This is a genomic window from Paracoccus wurundjeri, assembly GCF_030678915.1.
GTDB classification, from domain to species: domain Bacteria; phylum Pseudomonadota; class Alphaproteobacteria; order Rhodobacterales; family Rhodobacteraceae; genus Paracoccus; species Paracoccus onubensis_A.
On the sequence record NZ_JAUUTZ010000001.1, the window covers coordinates 1 to 21617 of the forward strand.

23 protein-coding genes and 1 other RNA gene are annotated in these 21617 nt (G+C 60.9%); 9 read left to right on the forward strand and 15 right to left on the reverse strand.

What is annotated here, in order from left to right:
• Nucleotides 1-200 precede the first annotated feature (200 nt).
• From Q0601_RS00005 to Q0601_RS00025, 5 genes are all read right to left on the reverse strand, one after another.
• Nucleotides 201-1610, reverse strand: a complete 1410-nt coding sequence (locus Q0601_RS00005) for an amidase (RefSeq protein WP_305285782.1) — start codon at nucleotides 1608-1610, stop codon at nucleotides 201-203.
• Between the two features lie 112 nt (nucleotides 1611-1722).
• The gene (locus Q0601_RS00010; RefSeq protein ID WP_305285784.1) at nucleotides 1723-2745 is read right to left on the reverse strand and encodes a hypothetical protein; all 1023 of its coding nucleotides are present in this window, start codon (nucleotides 2743-2745) and stop codon (nucleotides 1723-1725) included.
• A 54-nt stretch (nucleotides 2746-2799) separates the two neighbouring features.
• On the reverse strand, nucleotides 2800-3210 hold the full coding sequence (locus tag Q0601_RS00015) for a VOC family protein (RefSeq protein WP_305285786.1): 411 nt from the start codon (nucleotides 3208-3210) through the stop codon (nucleotides 2800-2802).
• A gap of 124 nt (nucleotides 3211-3334) precedes the next feature.
• Nucleotides 3335-4243, reverse strand: a complete 909-nt coding sequence (rpoH, locus tag Q0601_RS00020; RefSeq protein ID WP_119746022.1) for an RNA polymerase sigma factor RpoH — start codon at nucleotides 4241-4243, stop codon at nucleotides 3335-3337.
• Nucleotides 4244-4398: 155 nt separating this feature from the next.
• Nucleotides 4399-5424, reverse strand: a complete 1026-nt coding sequence (locus tag Q0601_RS00025) for an RluA family pseudouridine synthase (protein WP_305285795.1) — start codon at nucleotides 5422-5424, stop codon at nucleotides 4399-4401.
• Between Q0601_RS00025 and Q0601_RS00030 the strand changes: the two genes are divergently transcribed.
• Nucleotides 5423-5731: a DUF6476 family protein gene (locus Q0601_RS00030; RefSeq protein ID WP_305285797.1), complete on the forward strand. Its 309-nt coding sequence runs from the start codon at nucleotides 5423-5425 to the stop codon at nucleotides 5729-5731. The genes Q0601_RS00025 and Q0601_RS00030 overlap by 2 nt on opposite strands.
• On the opposite strand, the gene Q0601_RS00035 is transcribed toward Q0601_RS00030, so the two are convergent.
• Entirely contained in the window at nucleotides 5719-5970 is a 252-nt protein-coding gene (locus Q0601_RS00035) for an accessory factor UbiK family protein (RefSeq protein ID WP_119746028.1), read from the reverse strand. The two genes, Q0601_RS00030 and Q0601_RS00035, sit on opposite strands and share 13 nt — an antisense overlap.
• Nucleotides 5971-6087: 117 nt before the next feature.
• Here Q0601_RS00035 and lgt point away from each other — a divergent pair, with 117 nt between their 5' ends.
• Genes lgt through pgeF form a run of 3 tightly spaced genes read left to right on the forward strand, consistent with a single transcriptional unit; the run spans nucleotide 6088 to nucleotide 8769 of the window.
• Nucleotides 6088-6966, forward strand: coding sequence for a prolipoprotein diacylglyceryl transferase (gene lgt, locus Q0601_RS00040; protein WP_305285799.1), 879 nt, complete (start codon nucleotides 6088-6090; stop codon nucleotides 6964-6966).
• On the forward strand, nucleotides 6963-8021 hold the full coding sequence (locus Q0601_RS00045; protein ID WP_305285801.1) for a class I SAM-dependent methyltransferase: 1059 nt from the start codon (nucleotides 6963-6965) through the stop codon (nucleotides 8019-8021). The genes lgt and Q0601_RS00045 overlap by 4 nt, the downstream gene beginning before the upstream one ends.
• Nucleotides 8005-8769, forward strand: a complete 765-nt coding sequence (pgeF, locus tag Q0601_RS00050) for a peptidoglycan editing factor PgeF (protein ID WP_305286707.1) — start codon at nucleotides 8005-8007, stop codon at nucleotides 8767-8769. The genes Q0601_RS00045 and pgeF overlap by 17 nt, the downstream gene beginning before the upstream one ends.
• A gap of 37 nt (nucleotides 8770-8806) precedes the next feature.
• Here the strand turns inward: pgeF and dinB are convergent, their stop codons facing one another.
• The 3 genes from dinB to Q0601_RS00065 form a co-directional block, all read right to left on the reverse strand.
• Nucleotides 8807-9925 carry a DNA polymerase IV gene (gene dinB / locus Q0601_RS00055; RefSeq protein WP_305285803.1) on the reverse strand — a complete coding sequence of 373 codons (1119 nt, stop codon included), beginning with the start codon at nucleotides 9923-9925 and terminating at the stop codon, nucleotides 8807-8809.
• Nucleotides 9922-10644 carry a CAF17-like 4Fe-4S cluster assembly/insertion protein YgfZ gene (gene ygfZ, locus Q0601_RS00060; RefSeq protein WP_305285805.1) on the reverse strand — a complete coding sequence of 241 codons (723 nt, stop codon included), beginning with the start codon at nucleotides 10642-10644 and terminating at the stop codon, nucleotides 9922-9924. Before ygfZ ends, dinB begins: the two co-directional genes overlap by 4 nt.
• Nucleotides 10645-10860: 216 nt before the next feature.
• Entirely contained in the window at nucleotides 10861-12528 is a 1668-nt protein-coding gene (locus Q0601_RS00065; RefSeq protein ID WP_305286709.1) for an ABC transporter ATP-binding protein, read from the reverse strand.
• A 268-nt stretch (nucleotides 12529-12796) separates the two neighbouring features.
• Between Q0601_RS00065 and Q0601_RS00070 the strand changes: the two genes are divergently transcribed.
• Nucleotides 12797-13969, forward strand: coding sequence for a pyridoxal-phosphate-dependent aminotransferase family protein (locus Q0601_RS00070; RefSeq protein ID WP_305285808.1), 1173 nt, complete (start codon nucleotides 12797-12799; stop codon nucleotides 13967-13969).
• A 51-nt stretch (nucleotides 13970-14020) separates the two neighbouring features.
• Here Q0601_RS00070 and rsmD read toward each other — a convergent pair whose 3' ends face one another.
• The gene (rsmD, locus tag Q0601_RS00075; protein ID WP_305285810.1) at nucleotides 14021-14596 is read right to left on the reverse strand and encodes a 16S rRNA (guanine(966)-N(2))-methyltransferase RsmD; all 576 of its coding nucleotides are present in this window, start codon (nucleotides 14594-14596) and stop codon (nucleotides 14021-14023) included.
• Nucleotides 14593-15795, reverse strand: coding sequence for an NAD(P)/FAD-dependent oxidoreductase (locus tag Q0601_RS00080; protein ID WP_305285812.1), 1203 nt, complete (start codon nucleotides 15793-15795; stop codon nucleotides 14593-14595). The genes rsmD and Q0601_RS00080 overlap by 4 nt, the downstream gene beginning before the upstream one ends.
• 85 nt (nucleotides 15796-15880) lie before the next feature.
• Here Q0601_RS00080 and Q0601_RS00085 point away from each other — a divergent pair, with 85 nt between their 5' ends.
• The gene (locus Q0601_RS00085) at nucleotides 15881-16366 is read left to right on the forward strand and encodes a peroxiredoxin (protein ID WP_305285814.1); all 486 of its coding nucleotides are present in this window, start codon (nucleotides 15881-15883) and stop codon (nucleotides 16364-16366) included.
• Nucleotides 16367-16590: 224 nt separating this feature from the next.
• On the opposite strand, the gene ffs is transcribed toward Q0601_RS00085, so the two are convergent.
• Nucleotides 16591-16687: signal recognition particle sRNA small type (ffs, locus tag Q0601_RS00090), an RNA gene on the reverse strand.
• Between the two features lie 316 nt (nucleotides 16688-17003).
• Between ffs and Q0601_RS00095 the strand changes: the two genes are divergently transcribed.
• The gene (locus Q0601_RS00095; protein ID WP_305285816.1) at nucleotides 17004-17459 is read left to right on the forward strand and encodes a hypothetical protein; all 456 of its coding nucleotides are present in this window, start codon (nucleotides 17004-17006) and stop codon (nucleotides 17457-17459) included.
• Nucleotides 17460-17480: 21 nt separating this feature from the next.
• Here Q0601_RS00095 and Q0601_RS00100 read toward each other — a convergent pair whose 3' ends face one another.
• Nucleotides 17481-18323 (reverse strand): prephenate dehydratase, encoded by an 843-nt coding sequence (locus Q0601_RS00100; protein ID WP_305285818.1) that lies wholly within the window; start codon nucleotides 18321-18323, stop codon nucleotides 17481-17483.
• 119 nt (nucleotides 18324-18442) lie between these two features.
• Here Q0601_RS00100 and Q0601_RS00105 point away from each other — a divergent pair, with 119 nt between their 5' ends.
• Together Q0601_RS00105 and cysE are read left to right on the forward strand one after the other, a co-directional pair.
• Nucleotides 18443-18976: a c-type cytochrome gene (locus tag Q0601_RS00105; RefSeq protein ID WP_305285820.1), complete on the forward strand. Its 534-nt coding sequence runs from the start codon at nucleotides 18443-18445 to the stop codon at nucleotides 18974-18976.
• Nucleotides 18977-19132: 156 nt separating this feature from the next.
• Entirely contained in the window at nucleotides 19133-19960 is an 828-nt protein-coding gene (cysE, locus tag Q0601_RS00110) for a serine O-acetyltransferase (RefSeq protein WP_305285822.1), read from the forward strand.
• A gap of 144 nt (nucleotides 19961-20104) precedes the next feature.
• On the opposite strand, the gene Q0601_RS00115 is transcribed toward cysE, so the two are convergent.
• A complete protein-coding gene (locus tag Q0601_RS00115; protein ID WP_305285824.1) occupies nucleotides 20105-21157 on the reverse strand; it encodes a quinone-dependent dihydroorotate dehydrogenase in 1053 nt (350 codons plus the stop codon).
• Nucleotides 21154-21615 (reverse strand): DUF952 domain-containing protein, encoded by a 462-nt coding sequence (locus Q0601_RS00120; RefSeq protein WP_370656074.1) that lies wholly within the window; start codon nucleotides 21613-21615, stop codon nucleotides 21154-21156. The genes Q0601_RS00115 and Q0601_RS00120 overlap by 4 nt, the downstream gene beginning before the upstream one ends.
• Nucleotides 21616-21617 lie beyond the last annotated feature (2 nt).

The window sequence follows — 21617 nt, forward strand, 5'->3', positions numbered from 1 at the left end:
TCACCTCCGCCCCTTCTCCCGCTCTCCATTTCCGCCCTACTCCCGACTCGCAAGCCCCCCCCCCCCCGCCCCCCCCCCCCCCCCCCCCCCCCCCCCCCCCCCCCCCCCCCCCCCCCCCCCCCCCCCTGTTGGTACGCCACTGGTTCAAGGGACCAGCCGGCGACGGGCAGCGCCCCCGTCATCATGGGTCGATCGTTTCATTACAAATCCGGCAGATGGCCCGGCCAATTGGTTTCCTCGTGCCACGCTTGTCCCAGTCGGAGAATTGCAGCATCGCTTCCCGTCGCTCCGGCCAGTTGCATTCCCATCGGCAGGCCGTTCGCGCCAAAGCCTACCGGCACTGACAGGCAAGGCAATCCGGCAAGGCTGACCGGCACAACGATTTCCATCCAGCGGTGATAGGTGTCGGCAGGTTTGCCGCCCACCTCCTGCGGCCAGCGCCATTCGGCGGGGAAGGGCCAGACCTGCGCGGTCGGCAGTGCGATGATGTCTACCTCCTCGAATAACCGTGCCGCACGGCGATACCATTCGCTGCGGATCGCGCTTGCCTCGTAAACCTGCGAGGCGGAGAGGCTCAGGCCCTGCGCGATTTCCCATATCGCTTCCGGCTTCATCAGGGCGCGTTTATCAGGATCGTCATACAGGGCGCGTTTTCCTCCGGCTATCTGAAAGGCGCGCAGTGTCATCCAGCTTTCCCACAGTTTTTCCCCGGGGAAGGGCGGTGAAAGGGGGATGATTTCGCATCCCAATCCTTCCATCTGCGTCAACGCGGCTTCACAAAGCGGCAGGATTCCCTCTTCGCAGGGATAAGCGCCACCCCAATCGCCCAACCAGCCGATTCTGGTGCCTTTGGCCGGGGCATCAAGCGCGGCTGCGAAATCCTCGCCCGGGCGGCCGAATGGCAGGGCGGGATGAGGGCCGGCCATGATCGATAGAAGATGCGCGAGATCACGCGGGCTGCGGGCCATTGGCCCCAATGTCGCCATGGTTGCCATGAAGCTGTCGCCTATGGGCTCGCCGGGCACAAGCCCCCAGCTTGGCCGGAAACCGTAGACGTTACAGAAACCTGCCGGATTGCGCAGGCTGCCCATCATATCCGATCCATCGGCGACCGGCACCATCCGTGCCGCCAAAGCCGCCGCCGCGCCACCCGACGAGCCCCCGGCACTGCGATCGGGGGCATAGGGGTTGCGCGTGACGCCGAAGACCTCGTTGAAACTATGTGAGCCAAGACCCCATTCGGGCGTATTGGTCTTGCCGATGAAAATCGCCCCCGCCTCGCGCATTCGGGCCACGATTACATGGTCTTCCGTCGGCATGTGGTCGCGATAGATGGGCGAGCCCCATGTGGTGCGGATACCCTGAACCGCCGCGAGGTCCTTGACTGCTATGGGCAATCCATGCAGCCAACCCTTGCGGGGCGAACGGTCGGCCTCTCTTGCCTCGGCCAGCAATTCGTCGTGATCCCGAAGGCTGATAATGGCATTGATCCGGGAATTGGTGTCCGCGATCCGGTCCAGATGGGCCTGCATGATCTCTTCCGCAGTCAATTGGCCCGCGATCATGGCGCGGGTCAGAGTGTCGGCGTCCATATGGATTGGATTGCTCATCGGTTCCGGGCTTTCGTCTTGGCGGTTACGGGGGTTAAGCGGGTGCAGGCGAAGAGGCGGAATGCCTTGGCCTCAGCGGACATGCTCGCCTCGGGTTTCCGCATATCGGCCTTCATCCTGCACAGATCTGCTGTAGCGCCAGCCATTGCGGATCGGTCAGCAGTGCCTTCCGTGGCGGTGAATCGCGATAAGGATCCTCTTTGATCAGGTCCAGAACCGATGCGCCGGTGGGATCAAGGCTGTGCGCATAGGGCGCGCTTGGAATTCCCTTTTCCCTGAATGCCTTCAGCAGGCCGTCTCGATCCGCGGGCGGAGCCGGTTGTTGAAGAAGCGTTTCTCCGTATCCATGCATGGCCTTTTCGGGCAGCGTACCAAGCGTCAGCAATTGCAGAACCGCTCTGGTACCGGCATATTCCAATGCATTCAGCAAAAGCTCCTTATCCGAAACCGCCATTTCCGCGGCCATCAGATGCCCTGCCGCCGCCGCCGGTCCGGGGGCGGTCAGCAGGACGTCATTGCCAAGCACATACAGATTGCCCGGAAGGCGACGCGCGCCATTGACCGGAGAGGGAACAACCCGGATCTTCGCATCCTCGGCGATCAGCTTTGGCGCGATCCAATCCAGAACGGCCTGACCCGAATGACGTTCGCAGACGGCTCCGGTGCTGCGGGAGATATCGGTCAGAATGGCATTCCCAACGGCAAATGCCTGTGCCGGAGGGGCGATATTCGCCGCATGGCGCGTCAGTGCATCGGGCAGCCAGACGACCGCTGCGGCGGCCATGGCCAATGCCGTCAGCAATGTAAGTCCGCCCCTGAGCCGCCCGGGATGGGCCTGCCGTGCCAGAACCGCGCGCTGAACGCGATCTATGGCTTCGATCATCAGCGGATCGTCCACTTCCAGCGTTTCATCCGGTCCATCGGCGCGGGGGCTGTAGATCGCGGGCAGTTTGCCCGGATTGACTCGGGTCACTGCGGGCAGGGACCAATGCGACAGGGGGCGCTCCGATTTCGGGTCCGAAAGCGTCAGCGTGGCTTCTCCGACAGAGACGATTACCTCACGAAGCCGCGCCTCGGGCGTCTCGCGCCACGAGCCTTGCGCCTCAAGGCGTTCGAATTGCGTCAGCGCCGTCATGGTTTTGGAATTTACCCATCGTTTTCAACGACCATAGCGCGGCTACAGGGCTGGTCAATGCTTGCCGTCAGAATGCCGTGCGGCATCGTGGCAAACAGCTTCGATATTGTATCTGTCCGGGTCCAGGATGAAAGCGGCGTAATAATGCGGATGATATCGCACCCGCAGTCCCGGCGCGCCGTTATCTTCCCCTCCGGCAGCAACGGCTTCGGCGTGGAAGGCATCGACATCGGCATGTGTTTCGGCAGCAAAGGCGAAATGCACCAGTTCGGGCCGCGGCGTGCCGGGGGCGATCCAGAACTCGCCATCCGGATCGCGGGATCGGAGCGCGCCTGCCACCACTCCGAAACCGACGCCCTCCGCACGGTCGATCGTCATCCTGTAACCCAACGGTGCCAATGCCCTTGCATAAAAACGCTTGCTTTGGGCCAGGTCAGAGACTGTTATGCAAAGATGATCCAGCATGATTATCCGCGCCTGCCATCACCGGCCACGGCAATCGGGAACGATATTGCCGACCGCCGCGACGATTTGAACTGATAATACGAAGCGTACAGGAAAACGGGATGGGCAGCGGCGCCCACGGATATCAGTCCGCCGCTTCCGGCACCCGCATTCCCTTTTCTCGCGCCAGAATCCGCATCCGATCCTGAAGTTTCTCGAATGCGCGGACTTCGATCTGGCGTATGCGTTCGCGCGAAACGTTGTAGCGGGAAGAAAGATCCTCCAGCGTCATCGGGTCGTCGCGCAGGCGCCGCTCCATCAGGATATCCTTTTCCCGGTCGTTCAGTACGCTCATGGCTTCGATCAGCATCTGACGGCGCGTGCCGAGTTCTTCGGTTTCGGCATAGGCTTCGGCCTGATTGGCGTCCTCGTCTTCCAGCCAGTCCTGCCATTGCGCCGTGGAATCGCCATCCGCCGATCCCACCGTCGCATTGAGCGAGGCATCGCCGCCCGACAGGCGGCGATTCATCTGGGTCACTTCGTCCTCGGTGACGTTCAGGTCGTTGGCGATCCGGGCGACATGTTCGGGACGCAGATCACCCTCTTCCAGGGCGCCGATACGGGATTTGGCCTTGCGCAGATTGAAGAACAGCTTCTTTTGCGCACTGGTCGTGCCCATCTTGACCAGCGACCATGACCGCAGGATGTATTCTTGGATCGACGCGCGGATCCACCACATCGCATAGGTCGCCAGCCGGAAACCTTTTTCCGGATCAAAGCGTTTGACGGCCTGCATCAAACCCACATTCGCTTCCGAAATCACCTCGGCCTGTGGCAGACCATAGCCGCGGTATCCCATCGCGATCTTGGCGGCCAGACGCAGATGGCTGGTCACCAGCTTATGCGCGGCCTCTGAATCTTCGTGATCGGCCCATGCTTTGGCCAGCATATATTCCTCTTCGGGTTCCAGCAGCGGGAATTTGCGGATCTCCTGAAGATAACGGTTCAGGCCCTGCTCGGGACTGGGGGCGGGTAGATTTGCATAATTAGCCATAATCAAAGGCCTTTCGCGGAGGTAAACATAACGCAGAAATCACGGTTACGGTTCCGTGAGCGGAGGCTGCGCTTGCCCGCCAAGGGGCGAATTGGGCTGGAGGATAACTGTCCGGACTCTCTGGAATGATAACGTGGGAATGGCTCACGTTCATGTCAAGACTTCGCGAGGCGCAGACCCGTCAGCAGGCGCTGCATGTCGTCGGGCAAGGGGCTTTCAAAGCTTAGCGATGCGCCGCTGACGGGGTGATCAAAGCCAAGAAACGCCGCGTGCAGCGCCTGTCGCGGGAAGGCTTTGACCGCCTCTCCGATCTCTCCCAGTGCCTTGACCGAGGCTTTCCGCGCACCACCATAGACCGGGTCACCGATCAGGCCCAGCCCGGCATGGGCCATATGGATGCGGATTTGATGGGTGCGGCCTGTCTCCAACCGGCATTCAATCAGCATCGCCGCCGGGGGTTTTCCAAAACTTTCCAGCATTCGCGCCCGCGTCACCGCGTGGCGGCCGCGGTCAAAATAAACCGCCTGTCGCTGTCGGTCCGTGGCGTGGCGCGCCAGACGGGAGGTGATCTTGAGAATGCCACCGGGCTCGAAACTGATGCCGGGGATCCCGCGCAGTCTTGGATCGGCGGCGTCGATTACGCCATGCGCAAGCGCCAGATATCGACGCTGTGCCGTATGTGCCTCGAACTGGGCGGCAAGACCGTGATGCGCACGGTCGGATTTGGCGACGACCAGCAGACCCGATGTGTCCTTGTCGATCCGGTGAACGATCCCCGGCCTGCGCTCTCCGCCGATCCCGGACAGGCTGTCGGCGCAATGGGCCAGCAGCGCGTTCACCAGCGTGCCCGAGGGCGAGCCCGGGGCAGGGTGCACAACCATTCCTGCGGGTTTGTCGATCACAAGCAGATCCGCGTCCTCATGGACGATATTCAGCGGGATGTTTTCGGGCCGCGTCTCGACGGGTTCCGGTTTGGGCAGGGCGATGCGGTATTCCTGCCCCTCGATCACCCGCGCCTTTCCGTCCCGCGCCACCCCTTCGGGGCCGCTGACCGCACCATCCGCGATCAGCCGTGCAAGGCGCGTGCGCGAAAGCGCCGCTTCCTCTGGCACTGCGAGCGCAAGGGCCTTATCAAGCCGCTCAGGCGGATTGGCCGGGATGGTGACGACAAGGTTCGACATGACCAAGGATGATAACGACTGGAAAGAGACAGCGAAAGCGGTACCAGAGCTGCGTTTCCTGAAAACGCTTGTCACCGCATTGTCGTTGGTGATGGGGCTTGGGATGGTGGCGATCGTGGCGCTGCTATGGATGCGGCTAGGGCAACCGGTGCTGCCCGAACTGCCCGAGAACATTACCTTGCCCGAAGGCGCAGGCGCCGATGCCGTCACCTTTGCCCGTGACTGGATCGTGGTCATCACCGATACGGGTGAGGTGCTGCTTTACGATCGCAACGGGGTGCTGCGAGATCAGGTTCAGTCGCGCTGACGCCCTGTTTCCAGCGCATCGAGTCGCGCCCTCAGTTCGGCATTCTCGGTGCGCGCCTTGATCGCCATTTCGCGCACGGCCTCGAATTCTTCGCGGGTGACGAAATCGCGATCGGCCAGCCAGCGGTCGATCCAGCCTTTCATGGCGGTTTCGGCCTCGGTCTTGGCCCCTTGAGCGACACCCATCGCATTTGTCATCAATTGCGAGACATCGTCGAAAAACTTGTTCTGTGCAGCCATTTAGCTTGTTCCTCTGCGTTGATTGCCCCCTATATGGGCTGCAATCCTCCGGGGTTCAATGTTGACACTGCGCCGGGCGGCGCTAGCGTGCGCCCGCAAAACCGGTCCAGAGGCAGCATGATCCCGTTTCCCGAGATATCACCCGAAATTTTCACAATTCAGCTTGGGGGACTGTCGCTCAGCCTTCGCTGGTATGCGCTGGCTTATCTGGCCGGGCTGCTGCTTGGCTGGCGGATCATGGTGCGCATGATGCGCGGACCCGCCATCTGGGGCGATCGGGCTCCGATGGACGGCGAGGCGGTGGATGACCTGCTGACATGGGTGATTCTGGGCGTGATCCTGGGCGGCAGGCTTGGCTTTGTTTTCTTCTACGAGCCCCAATATTATCTTTCCAATCCGGCCGAGATCGTGAAGGTCTGGGAGGGCGGGATGAGTTTTCACGGCGGTTTCGCGGGTGTGATCGTCGCTGCGGGGCTGTTCTGCCGCGCCCGAGGGTTTCCCATGCTGCGGCTGGCCGATGCGATGGCCGTGGTTGCGCCTATCGGTCTGTTTTTCGGGCGTGTCGCGAATTTCATCAATGCCGAACTTTGGGGCCGTCCGACCGATCTGCCATGGGGCGTGATCTTCCCCGGAGAGGCCGCGCAGAACTGTCCCGGGATCGAGGGATTGTGTGCGCGTCATCCCAGCCAGCTTTACGAAGCGGGGCTGGAGGGATTGGCGCTTGGGTTGATCCTTTGGGTCTGCGTGCGGTCGGGCGGTCTGCGCAGGCCGGGACTTGCATTTGGGATTTTCTTGTCAGGATATGCACTTGCGCGGATATTCGTGGAATTGTTCCGGGTCGCTGATCAGCAATTCATCACCCCGGACAACCCGCTTGGCCATGTTATCGGTGGGCCGGTGATCGGGCTGACCATGGGGCAGGTTCTGTCCCTGCCGATGCTGTTGGTCGGGCTGTTCTTCATCATTCGCGCATGGCGTCGTGACCCGACCGCATGACCCCGCTGGCCGAGATCATCGTGCAGCGTATCCGGGCGACCGGGCCGATAACGCTGGCCGATTACATGGAGCTTTGCCTGCTGCATCCCAGCTTTGGCTACTATGCGACCCGCGATCCGTTCGGGAAAGGTGGTGATTTCATCACCGCGCCAGAAATATCGCAGATTTTCGGAGAGCTATGCGGGCTTTCTCTGGCACAGTCCTGGACGGATCAGGGCAGTCCGGCGTCTTTCACCCTAGCCGAGCCGGGGCCGGGGCGCGGAACGCTGATGGCGGATATGTTGCGCGCCATGCAGGCTGTTCCGGGTATGACACAAGCCGCTGAGGTGACGCTGATCGAGGCTTCGGCGCATCTGCGACAGATGCAGCGGCAGCGGTTGGATCAGGTCCGGCATCTGAAAAATATCGAGGAACTGCCGAACAAACCTTTGTTCATGATGGCAAATGAATTTTTTGATGCCCTGCCGGTCCGACAGTTTCAGCGTGTCGAAACAGGCTGGGCAGAAAGGGTTGTCGGATTGAAAGAGGACGGTTTGCGCATGGGTCTTTCCCCTCCGGTCGATCTTCCGCGAGAGGGGCGCATTGGCGATATCGTTGAAGATTGCCCGGCAGCAGTTGCGATCATGGCCACGATTGCGGGGAGGATCGTTGCCTGCGGCGGTGCCGCGATCGTCGTCGATTATGGCGGCTGGAACGGCTTTGGCGATACGTTTCAGGCGGTTCGGGGACATTCATCGGAAGATCCGCTGGCCAATCCGGGTGAGGCGGATCTGACGGCCCATGTGGATTTCGCGCCACTGGCGGCAGCGGCGATCCGGGCGGGCGCCGCGGTGTCGCGACCGGTCTATCAGGGCGACTGGCTGCTGTCGCTTGGTGCCGAAGCACGTGCGCGGCGATTATACGAGGCCGGAGATAAAGGCGCATTGGATGCGCTCAGACGCTTGACCGACGGGCAGGAAATGGGTCACCTGTTCAAAGCGATGGCCGTCTGGCCGAAAGGGGCGCCCCCGGTGCCCGGATTTGATGAGCTGAATGCCGATGCAGATGACGCTTGAAATCCTGACCCACCCGCTGCTTGCTGATGTAAGGCACGGATTTTTCACGCGAAAGGGCGGGGCTTCCTCGGGGCTTTTCGCCGGGCTGAATTGTGGACGCGGAAGCAGCGACCAACGGGAAATGGTTGCACTGAACCGAGCAAGGGTCGCGACAGCCATGGGCGTTTCCCCTGACAGGCTGACGGCGGTGAAGCAGGTTCACTCCGCCGATGTGGTGACACTGGGCGAGGATGACGATCCGGACAAGATCGGCGATATCAGGGCCGATGGGATGGTGACCCGCCGCCGCGATGTGGCGCTGGGGATTCTGACTGCGGATTGTCAGCCTATTCTTCTGGCCGATTCGAAGGCCGGGATCATCGGGGCATGCCATGCAGGATGGCGTGGCGCCCTGGCCGGAATCATCGAGGCCACGGTCGCGGCGATGCAGGAATTGGGCGCCGGTGAAATCCATGCGGTGATCGGACCGACCATCAGCCAGCGCGCCTATGAGGTCGGCGAGGAATTCATGGAAGATTTCCTGATGGAAGATCCGGAATACTCGCGGTTTTTCAGCGGTGGCTCGAATGGTCGTCCGATGTTTGATCTGCCGTCTTTCGGTTTGTCCCGCCTTCGCGCGGCAGGGGTCGAGGCCGAATGGTGCGGGCATTGTACCTATTCCGATCCCGAGCGCTTTTTCAGCTATCGCCGCGCGACGCATGAGGGGCATGCCGATTACGGCCGGCTGATCTCGGCAATCGCATTGTAGGGCCATCTCGTCCGGGCGACGTATTCACGGCGGGATATCATTCCTGATCTTCGAAAAGATCAAGCTGCACCTGATCCTGCGCTTCGTCCTGTTCGAAGCCCGACAGGGTGATGCCAAGCAATCGCGCGCCTCGCGGGTCGGGCAGGACGGTGGCGGCCAATTCGCGGGCCAGCATCAGAAATTCCTCTTGTGACGCAATCGCGTGGGGCAGGGTTCTTGCCCGCGTGACCTGTTTGAAATCGGCGAATCTCACCTTGACCGTCACCGTCCGGCCAAGCAACTGGTTTTTTGAGACATGCCGCCAGACCTTGTCCGACAGGGGGGCAAGCGCCTCATTCACCTCGGCTATGGTCATCAGGTCGGTGAAATAGGTATTCTCTGCCCCTACCGATTTGCGGACACGCTCGGGGCTGACGCGCCGATGGTCGATTCCGCGCGAAATATTCCAGTAATATCGCCCGGATTTTCCGAAACGGCGGGTCAGGAAATCCAGATCCTGTGCACGCATATCGGCACCCGTATGGATGCCCATGGCCTGCATCTTGGCGGCGGTGGCAGGACCGATGCCATGGAACTTGCCGACCGGCAGAGAAAGCACAAAATCCGGCCCGCGCGCGGGCGGGATGACGCATAGACCGTCGGGCTTGTTCTGGTCTGATGCCAGCTTGGCCAGAAACTTGTTGTAACTGACCCCCGCGCTTGCCGTCAGGCGGGTCGTCTCGCGGATCCGTGCGCGGATCTCTTTTGCGACCTGTGTCGCGGTTTGTCCGGGCCAGAGATGGTCGGTGACATCCAGATAAGCCTCGTCCAGTGACAGGGGCTCGACCAAAGGCGTGTAATCCAGAAAAATGTCACGGATTTGTCCGCTGACCGCGCGGTAGACGTCGAAACGATGCCGCACGAAGATCAGATCGGGGCACAGCCGCTTGGCCGTGACCGAGGGCATGGCCGAACGCACCCCATAAGCCCGCGCCTCATAGCTTGCTGCCGCCACTACTCCGCGCAGGGCAGCGCCGCCAACGGCGACCGGCTTGCCCCGCAATTCCGGATCATCCCGCTGCTCGACCGAGGCATAGAAGGCATCCATATCGATATGGATGATCTTGCGGACCCGCTCTGGCCCGCCGTCACGGGGCGCTGTGGCCCCTTCCGTCATTCGGGGAAGACACGGGCCGCGCCCGCCTCCATTCCGTCGCCCAGCCGGTCAAAGCGGACATGGGCGATTCCGCGACCGCCCGACTGCGTGAACAGCGTGCCGACCGCGCGGCCCTCACGCGTGATCGGGGTGCCGACAGGCGCGCTGCCCTCGACGCGCAGGGTGGTCAGGCCCTTGCGCAACTCGGTCTTGTGTTTCATCCGGGCGGTGACCTCCTGTCCGACATAACAGCCCTTGCGGAAATCGACGCCATGCAGACGCTCGAACCCGGCTTCAAGGATGAATGTTTCATTGGGGATCAGTTCGATCAGCGATTCGGGAATGCAATGGGTTACCCGGATGGCGTCCCAGTCGGTGCCATCATCGCCCGTGCCGCCGTAAAGCCGCCAGCCAAGCGCCTCGTGCCGTGGATCGGTGATCGCGCCCTCGGGGGCCGGACCCGTCCCGCGGGCAAGGGGCATCGAAACAGGCTCCAGCACAAGTTTTGAGCGCAGTTTGTATAGTGTCAGGCGGCGCAGCAGATCTTCGGTCAGACCGGCATCGACATCCAGCAGCAGGGTGTTTTCAACCGGTATGATCAGAAAATCCGCCAGATATTTCCCCTGAGGCGTCAGCAGCGCTGCCCAGCATGGACCCGTGCCGACATCATTGGTGACCAGATTCTGAAGGAATTCTACCCGATCCTCACCAGTGATGCGGATGAGTTGGCGATTGCTCATTCATAATTCTCCGGCAAGCCACGATATCGTGGCGACATGGTTATGGAATATCGGTCCTGAGATGGCTCGGGTAGGAAAAAAATACCGGGATCGCTACTGCCACTTCGCGCAAAGCGAATCTCCGCAGGATGATGGCGACGGGGATCAGAGCCGCAGCAGGCCAATATATCGCGACGGTCCGGCAACGTCTGAACAGGCTCACGGTAGCGCGGTTCTTCATGTGCTTTCCCCGAATTGCATTGCGACAAGGCTGGCATAGGCACCACCCTTTGCCATCAACTGGTCATGGCTGCCCTGTTCGACAACCCTTCCCGCGTCGATCACCACGATCTTGTCGGCATTGCGGATCGTTGAAAGCCGGTGCGCGATCACCAGCGTGGTCCTGCCCTTGGACAGCCGGTCCAACGATTCCTGCACCAGTCGTTCGCTGCCTGTATCAAGCGCACTCGTCGCCTCATCCAGCAACAGGATCGGCGCGTCACGCAGCACTGCCCGCGCAATCGCTACCCGCTGACGCTGCCCGCCGGACAAGGCCGAGCCGCGCGGGCCGGCCTGAGAATCCAGCCCTCGGCTGAGCGCTTCGGTGAATTCCAGCACATGCGCCGCCTCGAGTGCCTGCCGCAATGCCGGCTCTTCGGCATCAGGGCGGCCCATCAGGATATTGTCACGCAGGCTGTCATCGAACAGAGCAGATTCCTGTGAGACGGTCGAGAACTGGTCGCGAAGCGTCTCCAGATCGTAATCGGAAACCGGTATGTTCCCCAGCAGCACCTTGCCCCGATCAGGATCGATCATTCGTGTCAGCAGATTGAACACGGTGGATTTCCCCGCGCCGGACGGCCCGACAAGGGCGGTCGTCTGACCGGCTTCGGCGCGAAAGTTCAGCCCATGCAGAACTGTCTGGCCTTCGTAAGACAGCCAGACATCCTCCAGTTCGATCGACAGTTCGGTGGGCGGATCGCGCCGGGGGCCGGACAGGATCGTGGGCCTTGTGTCCAATGTCTGGTAAATCCGTTCAAGGCTGGCGGCGGCGGTCTGCCAGTTGCCCGCCGTTCCGCCAAGGCGGCGCATCGGCTGGAATGCCAGCGCGAGCGCCGTGAAAAATGACATGAAGTCACCGATGCTGCGCGTGCCTTCCATCACCTGCGAGCCGCCAAGCGCCAGGACGGCGACAAAGCCTATTCCGGTGACGATATCCGTCAAGGCGGGCATCAGGACGCTGGTCGTGGCGACCTTGACCTCGGCGCGGCGGATGCGGTTGATGATCTCGTCAAAGCGGCCCGTCTGCACCGTTTCCGCGCGATTCAACCGGATCGAAGCGATGCCATGCAGGATTTCGTCCAGTCTTGTAGCGCGCAGGCTGGCATTCGCACGGCTTTGCCGCATCTTGCGGCGGATATATCGCTGGATCAGTGCGGAAGGGGCGATCAGCAGGGGAATCCCGATCAATGCGGCAACCGTCCATGATGCGTCGATGGCGACGGCGACCGCGAACAGGCCGATCAGCGATATCACGTCCCGGGTTGCCCCGGTGATCAGCGTTGACCAGACACCCTGAACCGCGATCGTATCGCCCTGGATCCTCTCGATCAATGCGCCGGGGGAGTTGTCATTGAAGAAGCGGCCATCGAGTGTCAGGATATGGGCCAGCAAATCGCGCTGCATCTCGGTCGAGATATTCAGCGAGATCTGTTTCAACAGCGATCTGCTGGCGATCAGGGTCAAGGCGCGCAGCAGGAAGATGCTGAAGATCGCCATCCCCACCCACCAAATCGCATCGGCGTCCTTGCCGACGAAAACCCGGTCGAAAAGCGGCTTCAGCATCCATGAGATCAGCCCCAAGGTCGCGCCCTCGATCGACATCAGGACAAAGGCCAGGCCCATGGCGCCGCGGTTCTTGTACAGGTAATCCCGCCAGAAGCGTAAAAACAGCTCGCGGGAGGGAAGTTCCTGAGGGGCGGGTTTGGTCACGTGAACGCTCGTCTCCTTGGCCGGGGCGGTGGACCTCCGACCGTCTGCGGTGGGGCAACGCTCTATAGGGCATAGCCTGTCTGGGTCTGGACGGGCAAGTCGTGAAGATCTTCCGGTCGGGACCGTTGACGAAAGATCGGAACAGGCATACCGATTTTGCAGTCTGTGAAGGAAGAACAGAATGAGCCTTGCTTTCGGCCCCCCCGTTATCGCCATTCCCGGCCCTTCACCCGTTCCCGACCGGGTGCTGCGCGCCATGCATCGCGCGTCTCCGGATATCTACGGAGAGGAATTGGCAGAGTTCAATCTGCAGGTCATGGCAAAGCTGAAACGGCTTGCCGGAACAGATGCCAATCTCGCGCCCTATATCGGCAACGGGCATGCGGGATGGGAGGCCGTCGCCGCCAATATCTTCTCGCCGGGCGATGAGGCGCTTTTACTTGTTTCCGGGCATTTTGGCAGTTCCTGGGCCAGCCAGATGACCGAGATGGGCATTGCGGTCGAGGTGATGGATTTCGGCAGCGCGCCCGCCGATCCCGGGCGATTGGCCGAGCGATTGGCGCAGGATCGCGAAAGCCGTATCCGTGCGGTCATGCTGTGCCAGACGGATACAGCAACTTCCGCCGCGGCAGATATTCCGGCCATCCGGGCTGCCATGGATCAGCATCCGGCGCTTCTGGTCGTCGATTCGATCGCCTCTCTGGGATGCTCGCCGATGCATATGGATGATTGGGGTGTGGATGTTCTGATCTCAGCCAGTCAGAAAGGGCTGATGTGCCCGCCGGGGATCGCCTTTGTCTGGTTCTCTGACCGGGCTGCGGCACGGGGCCGTACCGCTTTGACTACACCGGTCTGGGACTGGCATTTACGCGCCGGTGCCGAGGCCCTGTGGCGGTTCTGGGGTGGCACTCCCCCCGTTCAGCATATTTTCGCGCTTGATGAAGCCCTGCGAATGCTGCTTGACGAAGAAGGGCTGGATGCGGTCTGGGCACGTCACGCGGCTTTGGCGGAAACCGTCTGGGCGGCGGTGGATGCCTGGGGCGCGGGGAATCCCGATATCCGGCTGACCATTGCGGATCCGGTAAACCGGGCGAATTCGGTGACGGCCCTGTCATTGCCCGGCGCATCCGCCCTGCGTCAATGGCTTAGCGCCAATACCGGCGTGACGCTTGGTGTCGGGCTGGGGGCGAGTGATCCGGACAATGCGTTGCGGGTTGCCCATATGGGTTACTGCAACGCGGCCATGCTGATGGCGTCCCTAGGAGCCATGGAGGCGGGGATGGCTGCCCTGTCCATTCCACGTGGCCGCGGCGCGCTTGAAGCCGCCGCCGGGATCGTCGCCGCGCGTGCGTGAAGCCCGGGCGGGTGCCGAGGCATTTGCGCGGTCTTGTCCGGTTCGGGCGGATCAATCGGTCTGGCCGCCTTCCATTCTGGCAATCGTGATGATGCTCTGGCCGTATTTTCGCTGATCGACCATCTGTATCGGCGCGGCGATCTTTGGCGGTTTGGCTTCTTCCCAAACGATGAACGCTCCGGGCGTGATCCAGCCGTTTTGCAGGCATGACGCAATTGCCTTTTCCCCCAGCCCCTTGGAATAGGGCGGGTCGAGGAAGATCAGATCATGGGGTGGCCCTTCGTTCAGGCCCGGTCTTGTCGCATCGCGCCGCAGGATGGAGATACTGTTCATCGCCCGCGCGCGTTCCGCATTGTCGCGGATAAGCCCCAGGGATTTCGGTCCGTTTTCGACAAATGTCACGAAATCCGCACCACGGGACAGGGCCTCTAATCCCAGTGCTCCGGTCCCCGCGAACAGATCCAGCACGCGTGCCCCCGCGACAGGATTGCCGTATTTGCCGTTCACAAGCAGGTTGAAGATCGCCTCGCGGATCCGGTCCGTGGTCGGGCGCAGATGCGTTGCCTCACTGCCCTGACCCAGTTCGGCAAGTTTCAGGCCCCGGAATGCGCCGCCGACGATTCTCATGCAAGCAATGCCTTGAGATCGACCGCAGCTCCGACGGCTTCGGGTGTGGGCGAGCGTCCGGCTTCGATCAGGCGTTTGCCGATCATATAGGCGCGCGGATCGTTCAACGCGTCCACGGCCAGCAGGCGTGACGCGGAATAATACCAGACCGAGCCGGAATGCGGCCGGTCGCCGGCCCGTGTCACGATATGGTCGTGATCGTTGCCCAGCCCGGCAATTTGCAGCTTGGCGTCGAACTGATCCGACCAGAACCACGGCTTCGCGACATAGGGGCGTCGCACACCACAAATGTTGTCCGCGACCAGTTCAGCCATGTCGATGGCGTTTCCGACGCTTTCCAGACGGATGCGCTTGCCCAGATGCGGAAAGCTGGCGCAGTCACCGGCGGCCCAGATCGCCGGATCCGAGCTTTGTCCGTATTCATCGACCGCGATGCCATTCTCGACGGCAAGTCCGGCCTCTTGCGCAAGAGCTGTTTCCGGGGCGACACCGATCCCCGTCACGACCAAATCGGCGGGCAGGGTCCGGCCGTTCTGAAGTGTGACTCCGCTGACCCACTTGTCACCGTTAAGGCGGGAAACCCCGACATTTTCGATGATCTCGACGCCATGTTTCCGGTGCAATTCGCGGATCATGTCTGCGGTTTCTGCGGCGGCGACGCGGCTCAGGATGCGCGGCGCGGCCTCGACCAATGCCACATCAAGGCCAAGTTTGCGTGCGACCGCGGCTGCTTCCAGACCGATATAGCCGCCTCCGATCACCACAAGGCGGCGGCCTGATTGCAATTCCGGCGCAAGATAATCGACATCTGCCAGATTGCGGATCACGTGAACCCCGGCCAAATTTCCGCCGATGCTTTCTGGCAGGTGTCGCGGCGATGCCCCTAACGTCAACGCAAGGATGTCATATCCGATTCGCTCCTTTTCGGTGACGATCTCTTGCGTTTCGCGGTCGATCGACCGGGCGCGTTCGTTCAGGCGCAGGGTGATTTCCTGCTCTTGCCACCATTCGGGGGCGCGCAGGGTCAGCCGGTCAAGACTCATATCCCCCAGCAGATAGGCTTTGGAAAGCGGGGGGCGTTGATATGGGGCAGCGGCTTCCGCTCCGATCACGGTAAGCGGGCCGTGATGCCCATTGGCACGTAGTCGTGCGGCCATCGACGCTGCCGCCTGTCCCGCCCCCAGGATCACGATCCGCATTACCCTGTCCTTCCGCCGTCTGGTCCGTCGCCGCAGCGCAACCTATAGTCGGCGCGAATCCATTGCAATTCACGGAGGACAGGCAATGAGCATTACCACAGGCGACGCATTTCCAGCGGGAAAGCTGCTTCGGGTCGGCGGAAACGGTCCCGAAGAGGTCAACACGAATGATCTTGCCCAGGGGCGCGTCGCGATTTTTGGTCTTCCCGGTGCCTTTACCGGCACCTGCACCAACGCACATATGCCCAGCTTTATCCGTACCGCTGATGATTTCCGCGCCAAGGGCATCGACCGGATTATCTGTCTGACGGTCAATGATCCGTTCGTGTGTGACGCCTGGGCCAAGGCGACCGGTGCGCCTGACGCCGGGATCGAGGTTCTTGCAGATGCGGATGGCAGTGTCACCAAGGCTCTTGGGCTAAGCTTCGATGCTCCGCCGGCTGGTCTTTTCGGTCGTTGCAAGCGGTTTGCGGCATTGCTGAATGATGGCAAGGTTGAGGTGATCCAGATCGAGGATTCGCCCGGCCAATGCAGCGTCAGTGCCGGAGAAGCGCTGCTCGAGAAGGTCTGACGAAAGGTTGCGGTCTTCCCGGCCGACGGGCGGGGGGGACAACCGCCTTGAACGGTCCAGTTGCGACGGGCCGTTTCAATACGCAACTTGCCGGGGTATGACAGGATGATCGGCGGCACAGGATTTCGTATCGGTTCTGATCTTGTCGATGGCCGCAATCGTTAAGTGAACCAGCGCGGGATCGCAGAGGAAACCGTCATCTTCGACATATCGATATGGAAGAAGGTGAGAGGCTGGATAACGACCCAAGCGGGACTCGTTACGGCTGCTTCCTTCCGGACCTGACCGGGTTGGCGAGGTGCCTGCCCGCACCAACCTCTCACGATTCATGTAGAACGCCGAACGGGGCGATGCAACCCCGTCGGGTTTTTTGTTACCGCCTGGAACGATTATCGTGTCCCGGATGCAAGTGACGTGCCGACCGGCGGAACATTGCAACCTTTGGGCGAATCCTGGCCGAGATTCGGGAGTGGGCGGGGTCAATCGAATCAAATGGGTTAAGATGTGGTAAGCAACTGATGACTGGATCTGCCCGATGTTGACGACATGGTTGAATAGCTCGCCCGGAATGGACTATCAGCAACGGAGCGCGGCAATTGGCGCGTCGTATTCCGGCATGTTTTCAGGGCGATCCATAATGAAATTTTCTACTCGGATTGATGCAGATCAACCTGCACCGCAGTTTTTTGACAAAGTGAACGATTTCAACCGGCTTGAAGAATTGCTGATCGCACGCGGCGCCAGTGTCACGCGAATCGATCCGGCCAAGGAGCCCGGCACCGGAATGGCCTGGGACATCGTATTCGACTGGCGGGGAAAAGAGCGCCGGATTCGCATGGAAGTGACACGTTTCGACCGGCCCGAACATGTGACCATGACCGGCCATTCCGATTCGCTTGAGATGACGATCGATTCGACCATCATCGCCCTGAGTCAAAATCGCTCACGACTTGTTTACGAGTTGGACATCCATCCGCGGAACATGCGGGCGCGATTGATGCTGCAAACCGCCAAGCTGGGCAAGGCCAGACTGGACCGGCGCTACGAGCATCGGATCCGGGAGCTCATTTCCGAACTGGGGGCGCTGGGCTGAGACAGCGCGGTCGCGCCCCGCTCAGGCCTGGGTCTTCCGCAGCGGATCGGCGGGATAAACCCCGAGAATATTCAGCATCGATGTGAAATAGCTGAGTTCATCCAGTGCCCGCTGGACATTCGCGTCATCGGGATGGCCCTGAATATCCGCATAAAACTGCGTCGCGGTGAAAACACCATCGACCATATAGCTTTCCAACTTGGTCATGTTCACGCCATTCGTCGCGAATCCACCCATCGCCTTGTAAAGCGCTGCAGGGATGTTTCTGACCCGGAATACGAAACTGGTCAGCATATCCTTGCTCCGGCGGCGGCGATCCGGTTCGCGCGACATCAGCAGAAAGCGCGTGGTGTTGTTCTGACGATCCTCGATCTGATCGGCGAGACTGCTCAATCCGTAAATCTCACCCGCCAGCGGCGAGGCAAGCGCTGCCAGCGACTTTATGCCGCGGGCCGCCACCTCTTGCGCAGATCCCGCCGTGTCGGCACCGGTGATACCGCGGATGCCGTGCTGGCGCATGAAGCCCCGGCATTGGCCAAGAAGCACGGTATGGCTCATGGCTTCGCGGATCTCGTGCAACTCGGTTCCCGGCAGGGCCAGCAGGCTGATATGAACCCGCACAAAGGCTTCGTCGACGATATGCAACCCGGATTCGGGCAGCAAATGGTGGATATCTGCCACCCGACCATAAGTAGAGTTTTCGACCGGAAGCATCGCCAGATCGGCTTTTTCCGATCGGACAGTTTCAATCACATCCTCGAAGGTCCGGCATGGCATGGCCTCCATATCCGGGCGCGCCCTGCGACAGGCGGCGTGGCTATAGGCGCCGGGCTCGCCCTGAAATGCGATGCGATTCGTGGTCATGTCTGTGTTCCAGTGTCGGAATTTTAGGTTTGGCAGGATAACTATACCTTGATCCCGGAAAGCGAAAGCGGATAGACAATGCCGGAATTGACGAGCTTACCAATCGGGGACCGCACGCGATGTTCGACACCATGACCGTGACCAAGGCAGCCGGGGCACTTATCGGGGCACTTTTGTTCTTGCTGCTTGTAAACTGGGGGGCCAGTGCTCTTTATCACGTTGGCTCGGCCGGGCATGGCGAGGGTGAGGAACATGCTCAGGCTTACACCATCCCGGTTCCGGAATCCGAGGAAGGTGGTGAAGGCGGTGAGGAAGAGATCGATTTTGCGGCTCTTATGGAAGCCGCCGACCCCGCCGCGGGCGAAAAGGGCTTTGGCAAGTGCAAAGCCTGTCACGCTGTGGATGGCAGCGATGGCGTAGGTCCGCATCTGAACGGTGTCGTGGGCCGCGATGTGGCTTCTGTCAGCGGCTTCGCTTATTCGAGCGGTATGACCGATCATGCAGCCGAAGCGCCGCAATGGACGCCAGAGGCGCTGCAGGAATTCCTGACCAATCCCAAAGGCGTAGTCAGCGGCACCAAGATGTCCTTTGCCGGTTTGAAAAAGCCCGAAGATCGGGCGGATCTGATCGCTTATCTGCAAAGCGTGGAATAAACCAAGACGGCCTTTCGGGCTTGCGGGGAATTTGATCCGTGCCTGCCCGGTTGGAATGGCCGTAAGACCATGGCAGGGGATGGTATCACCCTCTGCTTTTCCCTATATGGGTTTTGGTCTATGCTTGTCTCTTAAACACCAAGCGCGGGTTTCCCGATGAATATGCAATACGGCGACAAGAAGCTGCTGGAACTGGACCGTGATGCGGTCTGGGCACAGATACGCGATGAGGCGGCGCAGGCGATTCGGAACGAACCGCTGCTGGGCTCGGTGATCCACGGGGGGCTTTTGCATCATCGCAGCCTTGAAGCCGCATTAGCCTATCGGTTCTCGCAAAAACTGGCTTCCGGCGAGATGAGCGAGCAGATTCTGCGGGAAATCGCGGATGAAGCTTATCGCGCCTCGCCCGAGCTTGGCGATGCGGCGCGCAGGGATTTGCTTGCCGTCTACGAACGTGATCCCGCGACGCATCGGCTGATCCAGCCGATTCTGTTCTTCAAGGGGTATCAGGCATTGCAGGCCTATCGTATGGCCAACTGGCTCTGGCGGGAAGAGCGGCGCGATCTGGCTTATTTCGTGCAGATGCGCTGCTCGGAATGTTTCGGTGTCGATATTCACCCGGCGGCCCGGATCGGCACCGGTGTCATGATCGACCACGCCCATTCCATTGTCATCGGTGAGACGGCTACGGTTGGCGATGATGTCTCGATGCTGCATTCCGTCACGCTTGGCGGAACCGGGAAAGAGGACGGCGACCGCCATCCCAAGATCGGCGACGGCGTGATGATCGGCGCGGGGGCGAAGGTTTTGGGGAATATCCGGATCGGGAATTGTTCGCGGATCGCGGCGGGATCGGTCGTGTTGCATGAAGTTCCCGATTGCAAGACGGTTGCCGGTGTTCCTGCACGGGTGATCGGCGATGCCGGCTGCGCCGAGCCGTCGCAAAGCATGAACCAGTTGCTGGGGATCGAAGACTACATTTAACACAGGCGGCGCGCTTGACCGGAAGGTCGCTGCTATGCGTCCCGCGATGACCGGGCGCTGCCCCCGGACTCTTGGGTATATTGAGTGAAAACGACGGGAGGGGATCGGGACCGGAGCGGCGAGCCATGAGGCGGTGCCGTCGGATCAAAGACCCGATGCGCTTCCTGTCAGTTCCGGCAGCGTGATTTTTTCACGCGACAACCGGTCATCCAATTCCTCGGCTATGTGGGATGCCAGCGAGAAGCCCTGATAGATAAGCGCCGAATATAACTGAATCGCTGTCGCGCCTGCGCGAAGCTTGTCCCATGCCTGCTGGGCCGAACCGATACCGCCGACTCCGATCAGTGGAATTTTTCCGCCCGTTTCCCGATATAGCCTGCCAAGTATCTCGGTCGAGCGTTCGAATAGCGGCGCGCCGGACAGCCCGCCGGTCTCGGATTGCTGCTGACTTGTCAGATTGTCACGCGACAAGGTCGTGTTGGTGGCGATGATCGCGTCTATCCGCGCGTTACGGGCGACCGCGGCGATGTCGGACAGGGCGGCATTGTCCAGATCCGGTGCAATCTTGATGAAAACCGGAACCCGGCGCGGCAAGGCATCACGCGCCTCCATCACGCCCTCCAGAAGCGCGGCAAGCGCCTCGGCCCCCTGAAGGTCGCGGAGTTTCTCTGTATTCGGGGAGGAGACGTTGACGGTCAGGAAATCTGCGGCCGAACCAGCGATACGTGTCACCTCGGCGAAATCTGCGGCCCGGTCGGCGCTGTCCTTGTTCGCACCGATATTCAATCCGACCGGAATACCCGAAGGGCGTTCGGATAGCCGTGCGGCAATGGCGCTTGCACCGTCATTGTTGAAACCGAAGCGGTTCACAATGGCCCGATCCTCGCGCAGCCGGAACAGGCGGGGTTTCGGGTTGCCGGGCTGTGGGCGCGGGGTCGCGGCACCCAGTTCGATAAAACCGAATCCGGCCCGCATCAATGCCGTGACCGCGCGGGCATTTTTGTCGTAACCCGCTGCCAGTCCGACCGGATTGGGCAGTGACAATCCGGCAAATGTAACACGAAGACGGTCAGAGGTGACCGGCGCGCCGGGTAACGGCACCAATCCAAGCGCAAGCGCCCGGATTGAAAGATCATGAGCCTGTTCCGGATCCAGACGATGCAACGCATAGAGGCCAAGTTTTTCGACGATGCTCATTCCAGTGGCCCGGTCTCGTGGCCATCCGGCCCGGCTTCGATTGGTCGTGTCCAGAGGATATCGGATGATCCAAGTGACCGGTACAGATGCGGAAAAAGATCTCCTCCGCGCGACGGTTCCCATTTCAGATCCGTCGCCATCGCAGTTGAATCGCAGGCCACCAGCGTCAGGCCGGTTTCATTTATGAAATGTTTTGCAAGCGTTCCGGGCAGCTGGGCTGCGGTCGAAAAATGCACGAAGCCATCTTTAATATCGACCGGCGCACCGGAGAATATGCCCCTGGTGCTCAGTTCGGCCCATTCGGCTTCTCGGAGGATTTTGTAAATCAGCATGACGCCGTTTTGCGTCCGGTATCGCCCTGTGGTCAAGAGCGTATCGCACGGGATCGCAGGAAGTTTTCCAGGCGCGAAAACGGCCATCGGCTGGCGTGCTGCAGGCACAGAAATACCGGGGGACATAA

Bases quoted from the DNA above. Each gene is read 5' to 3' on its own strand.
- Q0601_RS00005 (WP_305285782.1), bottom strand. From the start codon at position 1,610: ATGAGCAATCCAATCCATATGGACGCCGACACTCTGACCCGCGCCATG.
- Q0601_RS00010 (WP_305285784.1), bottom strand. From the start codon at position 2,745: ATGACGGCGCTGACGCAATTCGAACGCCTTGAGGCGCAAGGCTCGTGG.
- Q0601_RS00015 (WP_305285786.1), bottom strand. From the start codon at position 3,210: ATGCTGGATCATCTTTGCATAACAGTCTCTGACCTGGCCCAAAGCAAG.
- rpoH (WP_119746022.1), bottom strand. From the start codon at position 4,243: ATGGCTAATTATGCAAATCTACCCGCCCCCAGTCCCGAGCAGGGCCTG.
- Q0601_RS00030 (WP_305285797.1), top strand. From the start codon at position 5,423: ATGACCAAGGATGATAACGACTGGAAAGAGACAGCGAAAGCGGTACCA.
- Q0601_RS00025 (WP_305285795.1), bottom strand. From the start codon at position 5,424: ATGTCGAACCTTGTCGTCACCATCCCGGCCAATCCGCCTGAGCGGCTT.
- Q0601_RS00035 (WP_119746028.1), bottom strand. From the start codon at position 5,970: ATGGCTGCACAGAACAAGTTTTTCGACGATGTCTCGCAATTGATGACA.
- lgt (WP_305285799.1), top strand. From the start codon at position 6,088: ATGATCCCGTTTCCCGAGATATCACCCGAAATTTTCACAATTCAGCTT.
- Q0601_RS00045 (WP_305285801.1), top strand. From the start codon at position 6,963: ATGACCCCGCTGGCCGAGATCATCGTGCAGCGTATCCGGGCGACCGGG.
- pgeF (WP_305286707.1), top strand. From the start codon at position 8,005: ATGCAGATGACGCTTGAAATCCTGACCCACCCGCTGCTTGCTGATGTA.
- dinB (WP_305285803.1), bottom strand. From the start codon at position 9,925: ATGACGGAAGGGGCCACAGCGCCCCGTGACGGCGGGCCAGAGCGGGTC.
- ygfZ (WP_305285805.1), bottom strand. From the start codon at position 10,644: ATGAGCAATCGCCAACTCATCCGCATCACTGGTGAGGATCGGGTAGAA.
- Q0601_RS00065 (WP_305286709.1), bottom strand. From the start codon at position 12,528: ATGGGCCTGGCCTTTGTCCTGATGTCGATCGAGGGCGCGACCTTGGGG.
- Q0601_RS00070 (WP_305285808.1), top strand. From the start codon at position 12,797: ATGAGCCTTGCTTTCGGCCCCCCCGTTATCGCCATTCCCGGCCCTTCA.
- rsmD (WP_305285810.1), bottom strand. From the start codon at position 14,596: ATGAGAATCGTCGGCGGCGCATTCCGGGGCCTGAAACTTGCCGAACTG.
- Q0601_RS00080 (WP_305285812.1), bottom strand. From the start codon at position 15,795: ATGCGGATCGTGATCCTGGGGGCGGGACAGGCGGCAGCGTCGATGGCC.
- Q0601_RS00085 (WP_305285814.1), top strand. From the start codon at position 15,881: ATGAGCATTACCACAGGCGACGCATTTCCAGCGGGAAAGCTGCTTCGG.
- Q0601_RS00095 (WP_305285816.1), top strand. From the start codon at position 17,004: ATGAAATTTTCTACTCGGATTGATGCAGATCAACCTGCACCGCAGTTT.
- Q0601_RS00100 (WP_305285818.1), bottom strand. From the start codon at position 18,323: ATGACCACGAATCGCATCGCATTTCAGGGCGAGCCCGGCGCCTATAGC.
- Q0601_RS00105 (WP_305285820.1), top strand. From the start codon at position 18,443: ATGTTCGACACCATGACCGTGACCAAGGCAGCCGGGGCACTTATCGGG.
- cysE (WP_305285822.1), top strand. From the start codon at position 19,133: ATGAATATGCAATACGGCGACAAGAAGCTGCTGGAACTGGACCGTGAT.
- Q0601_RS00115 (WP_305285824.1), bottom strand. From the start codon at position 21,157: ATGAGCATCGTCGAAAAACTTGGCCTCTATGCGTTGCATCGTCTGGAT.
- Q0601_RS00120 (WP_370656074.1), bottom strand. From the start codon at position 21,615: ATGTCCCCCGGTATTTCTGTGCCTGCAGCACGCCAGCCGATGGCCGTT.